The 14,646-nt window shown below is 66.8% G+C and carries 14 protein-coding genes; 4 read left to right on the top strand and 10 right to left on the bottom strand.

Annotated elements, in window-relative coordinates:
• Positions 1-22 precede the first annotated feature (22 nt).
• Both CKY51_RS06510 and CKY51_RS06515 read left to right on the top strand, forming a co-directional pair.
• Positions 23-466 (top strand): XAC0231 family protein, encoded by a 444-nt coding sequence (locus CKY51_RS06510; RefSeq protein ID WP_022973671.1) that lies wholly within the window; start codon positions 23-25, stop codon positions 464-466.
• Positions 467-493: 27 nt separating this feature from the next.
• On the top strand, positions 494-970 hold the full coding sequence (locus tag CKY51_RS06515) for a tRNA (cytidine(34)-2'-O)-methyltransferase (RefSeq protein ID WP_022973672.1): 477 nt from the start codon (positions 494-496) through the stop codon (positions 968-970).
• A gap of 8 nt (positions 971-978) precedes the next feature.
• Here CKY51_RS06515 and CKY51_RS06520 read toward each other — a convergent pair whose 3' ends face one another.
• The 9 genes from CKY51_RS06520 to CKY51_RS06560 all read right to left on the bottom strand — a co-directional run bounded on the left by CKY51_RS06520 (position 979) and on the right by CKY51_RS06560 (position 10,438).
• Complete coding sequence (locus CKY51_RS06520; protein WP_022973673.1) at positions 979-2,208, bottom strand: MFS transporter; 1,230 nt, start codon at positions 2,206-2,208, stop codon at positions 979-981.
• A gap of 109 nt (positions 2,209-2,317) precedes the next feature.
• Positions 2,318-2,941, bottom strand: coding sequence for a hypothetical protein (locus CKY51_RS06525; RefSeq protein ID WP_022973674.1), 624 nt, complete (start codon positions 2,939-2,941; stop codon positions 2,318-2,320).
• A gap of 99 nt (positions 2,942-3,040) precedes the next feature.
• Positions 3,041-3,790, bottom strand: coding sequence for a hypothetical protein (locus CKY51_RS06530; RefSeq protein ID WP_031340459.1), 750 nt, complete (start codon positions 3,788-3,790; stop codon positions 3,041-3,043).
• Between the two features lie 167 nt (positions 3,791-3,957).
• Positions 3,958-5,304 (bottom strand): sigma-54-dependent transcriptional regulator, encoded by a 1,347-nt coding sequence (locus tag CKY51_RS06535; protein WP_022973676.1) that lies wholly within the window; start codon positions 5,302-5,304, stop codon positions 3,958-3,960.
• The gene (locus CKY51_RS06540) at positions 5,289-6,731 is read right to left on the bottom strand and encodes a sensor histidine kinase (protein WP_022973677.1); all 1,443 of its coding nucleotides are present in this window, start codon (positions 6,729-6,731) and stop codon (positions 5,289-5,291) included. Before CKY51_RS06540 ends, CKY51_RS06535 begins: the two co-directional genes overlap by 16 nt.
• Positions 6,732-6,781: 50 nt before the next feature.
• Positions 6,782-8,491, bottom strand: coding sequence for a ubiquinone-dependent pyruvate dehydrogenase (gene poxB / locus CKY51_RS06545; protein WP_031340460.1), 1,710 nt, complete (start codon positions 8,489-8,491; stop codon positions 6,782-6,784).
• Between the two features lie 120 nt (positions 8,492-8,611).
• Positions 8,612-8,929, bottom strand: coding sequence for a YciI family protein (locus tag CKY51_RS06550; protein ID WP_022973679.1), 318 nt, complete (start codon positions 8,927-8,929; stop codon positions 8,612-8,614).
• 29 nt (positions 8,930-8,958) lie between these two features.
• Positions 8,959-9,585: an FMN-dependent NADH-azoreductase gene (locus CKY51_RS06555; protein WP_022973680.1), complete on the bottom strand. Its 627-nt coding sequence runs from the start codon at positions 9,583-9,585 to the stop codon at positions 8,959-8,961.
• A 28-nt stretch (positions 9,586-9,613) separates the two neighbouring features.
• On the bottom strand, positions 9,614-10,438 hold the full coding sequence (locus CKY51_RS06560; RefSeq protein WP_022973681.1) for an alpha/beta fold hydrolase: 825 nt from the start codon (positions 10,436-10,438) through the stop codon (positions 9,614-9,616).
• A 124-nt stretch (positions 10,439-10,562) separates the two neighbouring features.
• On the opposite strand from CKY51_RS06560, the gene CKY51_RS06565 reads away from it, so the two are divergent.
• Together CKY51_RS06565 and CKY51_RS06570 are read left to right on the top strand one after the other, a co-directional pair.
• The gene (locus CKY51_RS06565) at positions 10,563-11,597 is read left to right on the top strand and encodes a GlxA family transcriptional regulator (RefSeq protein WP_022973682.1); all 1,035 of its coding nucleotides are present in this window, start codon (positions 10,563-10,565) and stop codon (positions 11,595-11,597) included.
• 1,037 nt (positions 11,598-12,634) lie between these two features.
• A complete protein-coding gene (locus CKY51_RS06570) occupies positions 12,635-13,231 on the top strand; it encodes an OmpO family porin (RefSeq protein ID WP_152249005.1) in 597 nt (198 codons plus the stop codon).
• A 373-nt stretch (positions 13,232-13,604) separates the two neighbouring features.
• On the opposite strand, the gene CKY51_RS06575 is transcribed toward CKY51_RS06570, so the two are convergent.
• Positions 13,605-14,630 (bottom strand): NAD(P)H-dependent glycerol-3-phosphate dehydrogenase, encoded by a 1,026-nt coding sequence (locus CKY51_RS06575; protein WP_022973684.1) that lies wholly within the window; start codon positions 14,628-14,630, stop codon positions 13,605-13,607.
• Between the last annotated feature and the right edge of the window lie 16 nt (positions 14,631-14,646).

The raw sequence follows: 14,646 nt of genomic DNA on the forward strand, positions 1-14,646 counted from the left end.
ACCCACACCAAGAGACCTCGCCATGAACGCCAACACCCTGCGCATCGCCCTCGCCACCGCCCTGATCGCCGGCAGCTCCCTGGTCGGCGTTGCCCACGCCGGCACCGTGACCACCCTGGAAGCCGTGCAGGTGCGTCCCTCGGCCGACCAGCTCGCCCAGCAGATCGTGGAGCGCAACAGCACGATCCCGACCCTGCCGGCGGTGCAAGTCCGCCCCTCGGCCGACCAGTTGGCCGAACTGGGTGCCCCGCGCATCACCACCCTGGCCGCCGTGCAAGTGCGTCCGTCGGCCGAGCAGCGCGCGTCGGTCCTGACCCGCGGCACCGCCGACACGCAGGTCGCCTCGCAGGCAGCCGCCACCTTCGGTGCGCTGGTCGGCCAGGTCATCGTCAAACTGCCGGTGCCGCACCTGCAGCCGTCGCCGAGCGAACTGGAAGCGCTGATCGGCGCCAGCATCGGCCGCTAACGGCATGCGCGCCGCTACACTGCGCGCATGCCTGCTCCCGTTCTCGACGTCATCCTGTTTCAACCGGAAATTCCGCCCAACACGGGCAATGTGATCCGCTTGTGCGCCAATACCGGCGCGCGCCTGCACCTGATCGAGCCGCTCGGCTTCGACCTCAGCGACAAGCAGCTCAAGCGCGCCGGCTTGGACTATCACGAATACGCTCAGTTGCAGGTGCATGCCGACCTGCCCACCGCGCTGGCGGCCATCGCGCCCACGCGGCTGTTCGCCCTCAGTACCCGCAGCACGGTGCGCTACGACACGCCGCGGTTCGCCGATGGCGATGCCTTCCTGTTCGGACCGGAGACACGTGGCCTGCCGAGCGAGGTGCTGGAAGCGATCCCGCCACACCATCGGCTGCGCCTGCCGATGCGCCCGGACAACCGCAGTCTCAATCTGTCCAACACCGTGGCGGTGATGGTGTTCGAGGCGTGGCGCCAATGGGACTTCGCCGGCGGCCGTTGAACGCGCCCTCAGGCCACCGCGGGCGTGGGCGTGCGCGCGGCATCCAGCAGCATGCCGCGACAGGCGACCCACAGGGCAGCAGCCAGCAGGGCGATCGTGCCCAAGGCCAGGAAGGCCGTCCGGTAGCCATACAGATGCACCAGCCAGCCACCGAAAGCTGGACTCAGCGCCGCCCCGATGCCTTGCACCGTCATCACCGCGCCTTGTCCAACATTCACGCGTCCGGTGCCCTGCAGCAGCCGTGCCACCATCGCCGGCACGACCACGGCCTGCAGGCCGGCGCCGACACCATCGAGGATCTGCACCGGAAACACGCCCCAGGCGTGGATCAGCGACGAGGCCACCAGCGCGCGCAACGGTAGCGCCAGAAACGCCACCAGCAAGACCCACCAATGCCCGTGCAGACGGATCCAGCGCATGGCGACCAGGGACACCACCACCATCGTGGCCTGCGCCACCACGATCGTGGTGGCGGTCAACGCACTGGGGTCGCCGGCATGCGCAGCGACAATCGCCATGCCGTACAGCGGCAACATCGCCGCATTGCCAAGATGGAACAGCGCCAGCGTCACCGCCAGCACGGCCAGCGGCCGACAAGTCAGCAGCACCCGCCATCCGCTCACGGCAGCATCCCCTGCATGCTGCCCCAATCCACGCGCGGCCGCATGATCGATCGCCGAGGCCGGAATCAGCAGCACCGCGACGATGGCCAGGACACCGAACACCGCAGTCAGCACGAACACCGCGGCGAACCCGAAGCGCCATCCCAGCCATCCGGCCAGCACCGCTGCCAACACGTTGCCGGCATGGTTGGCGACCTGGTTGCGCGCCAGCTGATGATCGAACCCGCGCGCGTGCACCAGTCCCAGCGTGATGCCGGTCAGCGCCGGGCCGATGCCGGCCGCCGCCAGCGCCGCCATCACTTGCGCTGCGACCACGCCGGTAAAGCTGGGCTGCAGCCAGATCAGCGCGGTGGTCAACAGGATCGCCACGCATCCCACCAGTACCACCGCGCGCTTGCGACGGGTGGCGTCGACCAATGCGCCGGCCGGCGTGGTGGCGAGCATGCCGGCGATGCCGCCGGCACTCATCACCGTACCGATTGCCGCCACCGACCAGCCCTTGGATTGCAGAAACACGCTCAGGAACGGCCCAAGCCCGTCCTGCACGTCGGCGACGCTGAAATGCAGCGCCTCCAACGCCCGCGTGCCCGGCGCGCGCGACGTGCGCCGGCTCATGAATCAGCCCTGCGTGGGCCGCGCTGCGTCCAGCAGCATGCGCGCACCGAGGGTGCGACGGGGGCGATCGGCTGGTAACGGCAGCGCGGCGGCGACATCGTGCGGGCTCCTAGTGCTTCGGTTTGGGTTTGGGTTTCGGCTTGCCGTCGGGGCCGCGTGGCGCGGCGATCGCGGTGGGCGTCCCGGTCTTGCCGCCCAACGCATGGGCGTGGATCAGCACACCGTGAGGCGTGTCCTTGCTGTCGCCATCCACCGTCAAGGACTTGCCGACTTCCAACTGGCGGGCGAACTGCTCACCGGCATGCGGCGGGAAGCGCACCGTGACGTCGTCGTCCAGCAACACGCCATGCACGTGACCATGCGGCCCATGCAACAGGCGGGCGATGGTGCCGGCGTGGCGCGTGCGCTGCGGCTTGCCCGCCGGGGGGGCCGGCGGTTTGGGCTTGGGCTTGCCGTGCACCGCATGCGGACCGTCGTCGACGATGCGCGCGCCGCCTTCCGGATCGATTGCCAACGCCACCAGCATGTCGACACCGCGCGGCTTCAGCCCGCGGACGGTCAGCCGTGCACCTGGCGCGAGCGCCGCGTGCAAGGCCTGGGACAGGTGCGGCGGGGTGTGGACTTCGGTGCCATCGGCCAACAGCAGGCCATCGATATCGGCCTTGGGATTGAGCAGGAACCGCGCCAGCGTGCCACGGGTTTCGGGGAGAAAATCAGGATCGACCCAATGCATGGAATACTCCGAAAAGAACCGGCGATGCCGGTCGGGCCGCCGACCACGCGGGTGCGTGGCCGGCGGCAGATACGAACAACGGGAAGCGTGCAGTGCGACTCAACGACCGGCCGGCGGGACCGGAGCGCCCGGCGGTGGCGGCAGCGGGCCGTCCGGACGCGGCGCGGTGAACAGCGCACGCAGCGAGGAGCGGTCACGCCCCAGCTGGGTGGCCTCGATCGCGCGGCCGTCCGGGGTGGCGACGCCGAAGCCATTCGCGCTCAGCGGCGCGCCCACGCGCAGCAGATCGGAGAACTGCAACGCCAGGTGGGGCGGCATCCGCACCACCGTACCGTCGCTGACCAGCGCACCATTGACCTCGCCGGCAGGCCCATAGACCAGGCGTTGGATCGTGCCGTCGGACTGCAGCGGGGTCAGCTGACCCGGGGTCGGCGGCGGCGGCGGCGGCGCGCCGAAGGTGGGCGGGCGATCGACCACTTCGCGGCCACTCCGGCTGGAACGGATCGAGCTGACCTGCAGCACCGGCAGATTACCCAGGCGGAAGCCCTGCACGGACACGTTGTCGCCGGCACGCACCGCCGCCTTCACCTCGGTGGACAGATGCGGGGGAAACCCAACCTGGGTGCCGTCGCGCAGCCACAGGCCATCGACGTCGCCATTGGGATTGAGCATGAACCGCTCGACGGTGCCGCTCACGCTGACAGGCGTGGCAGCGACTGGGGTCGGCGGGGCCGGAGGGCCGCCGATCGGGCCATTGGGAGCCGGCGGCGGCGGCGGGGCGCCAACCTGCGCGGCGGCGGCGCCGATAGTGCAAGCCAGGGCAATTGCAAGAACGGTCTGACGCATCATGGGGATGTCTCCAGCGCGGCGGGAAGGGGCCGCGTGCCAATACCAAAGCAGCATCCGTGCCAACCACTAACCTATTGTTTTAAAAGGACTTATCCAGGCTTCCCAGGAGACGGAACCGTCTGCATTTCATCCAATCTGTCTGCTTTGGAGACACCTGCAGCAGCCCGTCACAGGCCGTATTCCTCCAGCTTGCGGTAGAGCAGTTGCCGATGGATTCCAAGCCGGCGCGCCGCCTCGGCGCGGTTGCCCTGGCTCTGCGCCAAGGCCGCCTGGATCATCTGCTTTTCCAGCCGGGCGACTGCCTCGGGCAGCGTCCCGGTGAGCTCCGACGCGACAGCGGGCGGCGACTCGCTGGCCTCGGCCAGTGCCTCGTCCAGGTCCGCCGCATCGATGCAGCCGCCGCGCACCAGCACCTGGCTGCGTTGCATGACATTGCGCAACTCGCGCACGTTGCCCGGCCAGCTGTGCGCGAGCAGACGCTCCTGCGCAGCCGCCGACAGGTTCTGCGCACGCGCCGTATCGGCGCGAAGGAAGTGCTGCGCCAGCAGCAGGATGTCCTGGCCACGCTCGCGCAACGGCGGCAGTTCGATCGGCACCACGTTGAGGCGGTAACGCAGATCGCTACGAAAGCGTCCCTCGGCCACACAGGCCGCCAGGTCGCGATGGGTCGCGGCCAGCACCCGCACATCGACTTTCTGCGGGCCGCTGCCGCCCAACGGCGTCACCTCGCCTTCTTGCAGGAACCGCAGCAACTTGGCTTGCATCGGCAACGGCATGTCGCCGATCTCGTCCAGAAACAGCGTGCCGCCATCGGCTTCGCGAATCAGACCGAGACGGTCGCTGCTGGCGCCGGAAAAGGCACCCTTGCGATGGCCGAACAACTCGCTTTCCATCAGCTCCAGCGGAATGGCCGCGCAATTGACCGCAACGAATGGCGCACTTGCGCGTGGACTGGCGCGATGCAGCGCGCGCGCCGCCAATTCCTTGCCGGTGCCGGTTTCCCCGGTGATCAGCACCGGGAGATCGGACGCAGCCGCCAATCCAATGCGCTTGTGCACGGTGCGCATCGCCGGGCTGTGCCCCACCAGCGCATCGTCATCTTCGGCCGGCGCAGACGGCGTTTCTGTCGCCGCGGCCTGGGCATCGGCGCGACTGAGCAGCGCGCGTTGCACCACCTCGATGATGTCGGCGCGGCCCACCGGCTTGACCAGATGATCGAAGGCGCCCAGCGTCATCGCTTCGATGGTGTTGCCGCTGGACACATGGGCGGTCAACATCACCAGCGGCACCTGGCGCGCCTGCACATCGTCCAGGCGCGCACGCAGCACGTCGATGCCATCCATGCCCGGCATGCGGAAGTCCACGAACGCCATGTCGATGCCGCCTTCGCTCAGTCGCGCCAATCCGTCCGGCCCGTTGTCGGCGGCGACCACCGTGTGGCCAAGCGAGCGCAAGGTGGCCTGCAGGGTCGCGCGAAACGCCGCATCGTCGTCGATGATCAGGATGCGCGCCATGGCAACTCCACGATGAAATGGGTGAGCCCGTCGCGATGTGCATAGCGCACCTGGCCGCCATGCGCGCGCGCGATCTCGCGCACCAGCGCCAGGCCGAGGCCATTGCCGTCGCTGCGCCCGCTGACGAACGGCTCGAACAGATGCGCGGCGATCGGCTCGGCGATCGCCGCGCCATGATTGGAGACCTGCAGCTGCAACATGCCTTCGGCCTCTGCCGCCTGCAGCGTCACCTCGCTGCCCGGATCGGCATGCTGCACGGCGTTGCGCAACAGATTGTGCAGCGCGCGCCCCAGCTGCTGCGGATCCAGCATCCAGCGCAGCGGCGCCGCCGGCAGCTGCAGGTGCGGCGCTGGCAGTTGCGGTGGCAACGTGCCCGGCTCCAAGAGCCCTGCCAACCACTCCTGCACCACCACCGTCTCCAGTTGCAGACGGATCGGCTGCACCATCCCGAGCAGGCTCTCGACGACCCCGTCCAGGCGACGGATCTGCGCCAGCATGACCTCGGCATGCGCCGCAGTGTCGGGCGTGGCGTCGCGCTGGGCGATCTCGTTCTCCACTGCCAGGCGCATGGTGGCAATCGGGTTGCGGATCTCGTGCGCCACGGTGGCCGTCATCCGCCCGAGCGCGGCCAGCCGTTCGTGCCGTGACAGCTCGTCGGCCAGACGGCGGGTCTGGGCCAACGCCTGTGCGTTGCGTTGCGCATAGTCGTTGACCGCCGCGCCCAGCCGATCCAGCTCGGGCGCACCTGTCGGCGGGATATGCGGCGTCTCGCTGTCGGCGGCCAACGCCTGCTGGATGCGCTGCAAGCGCTGGCTCCAGCGTCGCACCACCACACCCAACGCAATCGCCGAGCCGGTCACCATCGCGAAGATCAGCAGCATGCCGACGACCAACGGCCGCCAGGCATCGGCCGTGCTGGCGGGCACCCGCGTCATCGTCCATGCCGCGCTGTTGGATGCCAGCGGGCAGGCGCTGATCAACAGTACCTCGCGGCGACCATCGCGACGGTACTGTGTCGCATTCTTCCCGCTCACGCTCTGCCGCGCCGTGTTGACGATGGTGAGCCATTCGGCGGCAGGAATATCGGTCTTGTGATCGCTGCCGTCGTAGGTCGGGTACGCATAGGCAACGAAGCCTTTGTGCAGGTCCCAGACACCGCCTTCGACACCAGGGGCATCGGCCAGCACCAAGTGCACCACCACCGCTGCCAGGCCTACCCCATCGTCACCTTTGCGGGCCGCCTCGCTGGCACCGGCATAGCGCTGGACGATCCGCTCGCATTGCCCGTGCAATTGCTGTCGCGCCTCCTCCAGCCGCACGCCCTCGGTCTGGCGATACAGCCCATACAACACGCTGGCAACGCCCACGCAGGCCGCCACGACCACCATCCAGATCAGCAGCAGTTGCCGTAGCAGCGAACGGGGCATAGGCGAAGCGGCCTGAAGAGGGCCTTCCAGTGTGCGCGCGCGCAACTGAATCAGCGCAGGTTGGTTTTGACCAGCTCCAGTACTTCGTCGCCGCGCCCGCTCATGACGGCCTTGAGCAGGTACAGGCCCATGCCCTTGGCCTGCTCGAGTTTGATGGCCGGCGGGACCGCCAACTCCTGGGTGGCGATACGCACGTCCACCAACGCCGGGCCCGAATGCGCAAACGCCTGCCGCAGCGCACGCTCCAACTGCTCGGAGTCATCCACGCGGATGCCCAGGATACCCATGGCATTGCTCATCGCCGCAAAGTCCGGATTCTGCAGATCGGTGCCGGTATCCAGATAGCCGGCCGCCTTCATCTCCATTGCCACGAAGCCCAGCGATGCGTTGTTGAACACCACCACTTTGACCGGCAACTTCAATTGCGCCAGCGAGAGGAAATCGCCCATCAGCATCGCAAAGCCGCCGTCCCCGGAAAGCGAGATCACCTGCCGGCCCGGGCAGGCGGCCTGCACCCCCAACGCCTGCGGCATCGCGTTGGCCATCGAACCATGGTTGAAGGATCCCAGCAGACGCCGGCGTCCAGTCATGCGCAAATAGCGCGCCGCCCACACCGTGGGCGTGCCGACATCGCACGTGAACACCGCGTCCTCGTCGGCGATCTGGCTGATCAGGCGGGTGACGAATTGCGGATGCAGCGGCTCTCCCGGCGCCGACGGCACCGCCAGATCGTCCAATCCTTCGCGCGCCTTACGGTAATGCGCCAGCGATTTGTCGAGGAAGCCGCGCTGCTCGCGTCGCTGCAACTGCGGCAGCAGCGCCGCAATGGTTTCGCCGACATCGCCGACGATGCCCAGCTGCAGCGGCGTGCGCCGCCCCAAGGCGGCGGGATCGCGATCCACCTGCACGATGGTCGCATCCTTGGGATAGAACTGTCGGTACGGGAAATCGGTGCCCAGCATCAACAAGGTGTCGCAATTGAGCATGGCGTGATAGCCGGAACTGAAGCCGATCAGCCCGGTCATGCCGACATCGAAGGGGTTGTCCCACTCCACATGCTCCTTGCCGCGCAAGGCATGCACGATCGGTGCGCCCAAGGTGTCGGCCAGCGCCACCACTGCATCATGCGCGCCGGCACAGCCACTCCCGCACAACAGCGTCACCGCCTCGCTTTGCTGCAGCAGCTCGGCCAGTTGCTGTACGTCGTCGGCCGCAGGCAAGAGGCGTGGCGCGCGCACTGGCGGCCACGCCACCGGCAGGTGTTTGTCCACCTCCAGCAGGGCGACATCGCCGGGCAGCACCACCACCGCCACGCCCTGCTGCAGGATGGCGGTGCGCATCGCGCGGTGCAGTACTTCCGGCAGCTGCGCCGGGTTGGTCACCAATTCGACGAAATGGCTGCACTCGCGAAACAGCTCCTGCGGATGGGTCTCCTGGAAGTAGGACAGGCCGATCTCCGAGGAGGGAATATGCGCGGCAATCGCCAACACCGGCTGACGGCTACGATGGCAATCGAACAGACCATTGATCAGGTGCAGGTTGCCTGGGCCACAGCTACCGGCGCAGACCGCCAGTTGGCCGGTCACTGCGGCCTCGGCGCCGGCGGCAAATGCCGCGACCTCCTCATGCCGCACATGCATCCACGCGATGGTCTGCATCTCGCGCAGCGCATCGGTCAGACCATTGAGACTGTCGCCGGTCAGACCCCAGATGCGCGCCACGCCTGCTGCTTCCAGGGTCTCGGCCAGGTAGCGTGCCACCGTCTTCTTCTTCGCCACGTTCCACTCCACCGTCTCGGTGGCAGCATCCTCGCAACCGGCCTGTTTGCGCCATGTGGTGGCATGGTTAGGGCCGGACGCGGGGCGCTGGGGGTACGCTGCTCAGAGCGGCTGGACGGCTTTGGCGGCCCCTGCCCAGGCAGCGGGAAATTCGACCGCGCGAATCGCCGGCTCGCAGGCCTGGATGTCGACCTCAACCAAGCGGTGAATGACGAACGGATCCTGTGCCAGCATCGCGCGCACCTGCATCGTCTCCGGGGCGTGGGCGAGGATGAAACCGCCCACCTCCGCGTGCAGCGGGCCGGCAACGAGGATGGTTCCTGCCTGGATGTAGCGTTGCAGCCACTGCTTGTGAGCGTCTAGTTGCAACTGGATCTGTGGCGCGGGGCGAAGATAAGTCAAGGTCACGGCAAAGAGCATGATGGTCTCCGCTCAGGTGGAAGCAGGGGTCAGCGCGCCTGGAACTGCGCCAGCGCATCGAAGATGGCCAGGTGCGCGCGCTCCAGCCCGGCCTGCCTGACCGCCGGTCCCTTGGAAGCCCCTTCCGCTCGCACCACCTGGACCTCGGTAATTCCCAGGAAACGGAAGAAGGCGAGCAGGTAGCGCTCCTGGAAGTCCATTCCTGTCAGCGGCCCCTCGGCGTAGAAGCCACCGCGTCCTGATGCCAGCAGGATCTGTTTGCCCCCAACCAGCCCCACCGGCCCGGTTTCGGTGTATTTGAAGGTGCGCCCGACCTGGGCCAGCCGGTCCAGCCAGGCCTTCAGCTGGCTGGGCAGCGAGAAGTTGTACATCGGCACACCGATCACGAGAACGTCGTGGGCAAGGAATTCGTCGAGCAGCGTTTGCGAGACTGCATGTTCGCGAAGCGTGGCCGCGTCGAAGTGGTCCACGCCGGTGGGGCGAAAGCCAGCGGCGATCGCGCCGGTCAGATGGTTGATCGGGTCGGCAACCAGATCGCGATAGGTCACGCTGGCGGCAGGATGGGCCGTCCGCAGCCTGGCGACGGTAGCGGCGGTCAACTCGCGGGTAACCGAGTCGGCGGCAAGAATGCTCGAATCAATGTGCAAGATCTTCATCAAGATGCCTCATGCGTGGGTGGAGGGGTTAGTGCGCGGTCTGCGGCGATGCCGGATGCGCAGCCTGCCGGGCGGCTCGATCGAGCCACGCCGCGACCGCGCGGGGATGCGCTTGCATGGACAGGTGGCTGCTGGGCAGGCGCAGCACGTGAGCGCCCATCTGGCGTGCGATCGCATGTTGCGCGGCCAACGGCAGCGCCTGATCGTCTTCGGTCTGCAGATACCAACTGGGCTTGTGACGCCAGGCCGCCTGGGTCACCGGTGCGGTGAAACATTGCGCGGCAATCGGCTGCTGCACCGCGGCCAGCACGCGTGCGCGCGCGGGCGACAGATCAGCGGCCAGTTGCTGCCGGAACTGCCTGGCATCGTCGAGCCACACCAGACCGTCCGCATCCGGCTGCAAACCCTGCATGGGCGTCCCCAAGCGCTGCAACAGGCCGGCGACCGATTCGCCGCTGTCCGGTGCCAGCGCAGACAGATACGCCAGTCCTGCAACATTGGCTGCATTACCGGCCTGGGTAATGACCGCCCCGCCCCAGGAATGGCCGACCAGCAGCACTGGCCCGTCCTGCCGACGCAAGACACGCGCGACGTGGGCAACGTCGTCGGCCAGCGATTGCAATGGAATCTGCACGGCCGTCACCCGATACCCCATCGCCTGCAAGCGGCTGATGACCGGCGCCCAGATCGAGCCGTCAGTGAAGGCGCCATGCACCAGCACGATGCGATCGATCCGGTCGCTGCCTTCGGCGGCCAGCGCCTGCGCGCTGCTCACGCTCAGGCCGAGCCACAGTGCAGCCATCCAGCTGCGCAGGTGTTGCCGCGGGAGAGAAAGGCCGCGCAGGAAGGTCATGGGTACCACTCGCCGTCTTCGATGGGGAGGCAGTCTAGGGAGCGGTTGCGCTCGGCATCAGATGGCAAAGCAGACAGAGGCCATGCAAACTTCGCCACCAGCCCTTCACTCTCCGGAACAGCGCATGCGCATTGCCATCGTCGCGGTCGACGGCAGCTTGCTGTCGGCGATCGCCGGCTTGTCCGACCTGTTCTGGATCACCCAGCAGGCCTTGCGTGCGCCGCCAGAGCAAGCGACCCAGGGACTGGTGCTGCCCACTGGCCTGAGCTTCGAGACACGCATCGTCAGCGCAGACGGCCAGCCCCTGCACGACCCGCAAGGCCGTCGGATTCCGGTCGACGGCGCATTTCCGGATCCGGCGCACTGCGATGTGGTGCTGGTCACCGGCATGGCCTTGGGCCCCGATGGCCTACCGCCGCTGTCGCCCTCCATCCAACGCGCCGCCGCCTGGCTACAGCATTGCCACCGCCAAGGCGTCACCGTTGGCGCCGCATGCGCCGGCACCTTCATCCTGGGCGAGGCCGGCCTGCTGGATGGCCGGCGCTGTACCACCACCTGGTGGCTGCATCACGCCTTCAAACGGCGCTTTCCCAACGCGCTGGTCGCCTGGGGTACCGCGGTCGAAGAACAGGACGGCATCGTGACCACCGGCGGGCCGCTGTCCTGGGTCGATCTGGCCCTCCATGTCATCCGCCGCCATGCCGGCGCGGATGTCGCCAAGCTGGCGTCGGATATCTCGGTGGCCGACAGCCAATCGCTGCCGCAAGTGGTCTATGCACCGCGCGGCTTCGTCAACACCGCCGATCCGCTGTTGCTGCAGGCCGAACAACTCGTCCGTCACGCCCAGCCGGGATTGACCGCCGAAGCGCTGGCCAAGGCGCTGCACCTGAGCGAGCGCACCCTGCACCGCCGCTTGAAGGAACTGGTCAATGAATCCCCCAAGGCCTTCATGACCCGCGTGCGGATCGAAACCGCCTGCATGCTGCTGGACACTCCCGGCGCCAGCATCAAACAAGTGGCCTCCCAGTGCGGCTACACCGACGACACCGCATTCCGCCGCGCCTTCTCGCAACTCATCGGCATGTCGCCGCTCGACTACAAACGTTGGTCGCAGCGCCGCAATGCAGAGGGCGCGATGGTAGCGACAGCGACAGATTAGGATCGACCGCGATTGCAGCGATCTCGAACGGCGCCTGGAAGACAGCAAGCGCAATGCGATTACCAGGCACGCGGTACCGGTAGCGTGCCCCATTGCATCTGGGTATTTTGGATCGTGCCAGCAAGTACGGAGACGCCCAACAACAGCTTACCGCCGGCCCAGGCGCGTGCTCGCTCAACGCACGCATGCCATTCGCTGCCGTTGCCGATACGGCAATCCCTCGGTCTGCGCCAAATCGAAGGAATAGCGCCCGTAGCGTGCGTCGGATCCGTATTCGTCACTGGAACACCAGCCGAGATGCCAGGTGGTGTCGCCAATGCGAAGTAGTTACCGGAGCCGAACCAGAAGCTCTGTGACACGGTGGCAGCAGGCAGACGGGTACTCGTTGGAGAGCTGCCTTCATTTGGGTCTGCTTCGAGAACTGCAGGTACCACGCCGACGCAGCACAGCGCATCATTTCACCCGCGCCACTGGCAAAAAGCCGGTATCAGAGTAGGTGCAATGAGCACTCGTGGCAGTGATCGACGTTCGTGACAGCCGCAGAAGCGCAATGCAATGACCTGCTCCAACGACCGCCGGCATTGCGTTACCGGTTCCAGTACGTCGTCTTCTGCATGCTCAGGCGCGCCAGCTGGGGCCTCAGGCTTGGGCGACGCAGCACGACTTACTGGATCACGCAGGCCCTCGGCTTGCCCTATGACTCGCCCTGCTGCTGCCCGATCGGTAGGTCTGCAGCGTATCTGATTGCCGCGTGTAGCTCGTCGACGCGGGTCGCCTGTTCGTTTCGTTCAATCAAGCCAAATGCGGCGATTGATCGTTGTCGAAGCGAGCACCGACGCCGACACTGGTGAGCGGCACCGCGTTGCGAAAGGCTTGTTGAGACCTGGAAGCGCAACTGAACCTGGCGCGATGATTCATGCACCAGACAGTTCAAAATTCAGGCCGTGTTCCAGCGCATAACGGAGAATTTACATCTCGGCAGCGAACGGCATTCGCCACAGCGCCGGCCCAAACCAATAAGTACAGGTATCTCGATCATGAAGACTTCTCTGCTCGCCCTCGGCCTTCTCGCAGCGCTGCCGTTTGCGGCTTCGGCCGCAGAAAATCTGTCCTACAACTTCGTCGAAGGCGACTATGTGCGCACGCCGACCGATGGCCGCGACGCCGACGGTTGGGGCGTGAAGGCCTCCTATGCCGTTGCTCCGAACTTCCATGTCTTCGGCGACTACAGCAAGCAGAACGCCGACAACAACAACAACCTGTTCGAAAACACCGACTCGGACTTCCAGCAGTGGGGCGTCGGCGTGGGCTTCAACCACGAGATCGCCACCAGCACCGACTTCGTGGCCCGTGTCGCCTACCGCAAGTTGGATCTGGACACCCCGAACATCAATTTCGACGGCTACAGCGTCGAAGCCGGTCTGCGTAACGCCTTCGGCGAGCACTTCGAAGTGTACGCGCTGGCCGGTTACGAAGATTTCTCCAAGAAGCGCGGCATCGACCTGGACAGCACGGTCTACGGCCGTCTGGGCGCGCAGGTGAAGTTGAACCGTAACTGGGGCATTAACGGCGACATCCGGATGGACCGCGATGGCAACAAGGAATGGTCGGTTGGCCCGCGCTTCAGCTGGTAAGACGATGATGGAGTAACTGCAGCGCGACCTCTCTCCCGCGCTGCATTGGAAGCCCGGTCCCCCGACCGGGCTTCTTTCTTTGGCCCTTCTCACCAGCGTTCGCTGCGATGAACCGGACCGCTGCACGGACACACGCACTCGAACACGCGTGGTCGAAGCAACTGCATTGACCGCTTCCTACATCGCGCGAACGCAGCGGCGTGTGCTCGGCGCCATCGCAACACCGTCACTGCAGTACTCGCGACAAGCCGCACGGGGTCTGACGCGCTATCGGACGCCGCGTCCGCATCGGCATGTCGTCGTCAGGCCCACACACAGCAACGCCCGGCATGCCGGGCGTTGGTGAGATCGCGGCCACGGCGCCGGCCGGCGCTCAGGTAAACAAGGTCTGCGGGTATTCGGGCTTGCGCTCGCGCGCCAGCAGTCCCTTCAGGCCGGCTTCCGGCGATAGTTCGCCATGCAACACCGCGCGCACCGCATTGGAAATCGGCAATTCAATGCCGTGCTGCTCGGCCTGCCGCATCACTTCGTCGGCAGTCTGCACCGACTCGACGACCTGGCCGATCTCACGCACGGCATCGGCCAGGCTCTGTCCGCGCCCCAGCGCCAATCCCAGACGGCGGTTGCGCGACAGATCGCCGGTGCAGGTGAGCACCAGGTCGCCGAGGCCGGCCAGGCCCATCAGGGTTTCCGGGCGTGCACCGATCGCCGCCGCCAAGCGCAGCATTTCGTTCAGACCGCGGGTGATCAGGCCGGCGCGGGCATTGAGGCCCAATTGCATGCCGTCTGCCACGCCGGTGGCCACCGCCAGCACATTCTTCATCGCGCCACCGAGTTCGGCGCCGACCATGTCATCGCCGGTGTAGGCGCGGAAGGTCGGGCCGTGCATCGCGTCGGCCACCACCTGGGCGAAGCTCGCATCGTCGCCGTGCACGGTGATCGCAGTGGGCAGGCCAAGCGTGACTTCCTTGGCGAAGGACGGACCGGTGACCACCGCCAGCGGCACACTGGGACCGAGAATGTCGCGCGCGACCTCGTGCAGGAAGCGCCCTGAGCCTGGCTCGAAGCCCTTGGTCGCCCACGCAACGCCGGCATCGGCCGGCCGCAGCGGGGCCACCAGCCGCACGGTTTCGGTGAACGCATGCGAGGGCACCACCACCAGGATCCAGCCGGCGCCATCCAGCGCCTGTGCCAGGTCGGTGGTCGCACGCAGGCTGTCGGGCAAGGGAATGCCGGGCAGATAGCGGGAATTCTCGTGCGAGCGGTCGATGGTCTGCACCATCGCCGCATCGCGTCCCCACAGCACGGTCGGATGACCGTGCCGGGCGATCAGCGCCGCCAGGGCCGTGCCCCAGGAACCGGCGCCGAGAACGGCGATCTTGGCTTTCGAATCGCTCATTCGTCGATCAGGCAAG

It is taken from the genome of Xanthomonas maliensis (assembly GCF_009192945.1).
Taxonomy (GTDB): domain Bacteria; phylum Pseudomonadota; class Gammaproteobacteria; order Xanthomonadales; family Xanthomonadaceae; genus Xanthomonas; species Xanthomonas maliensis.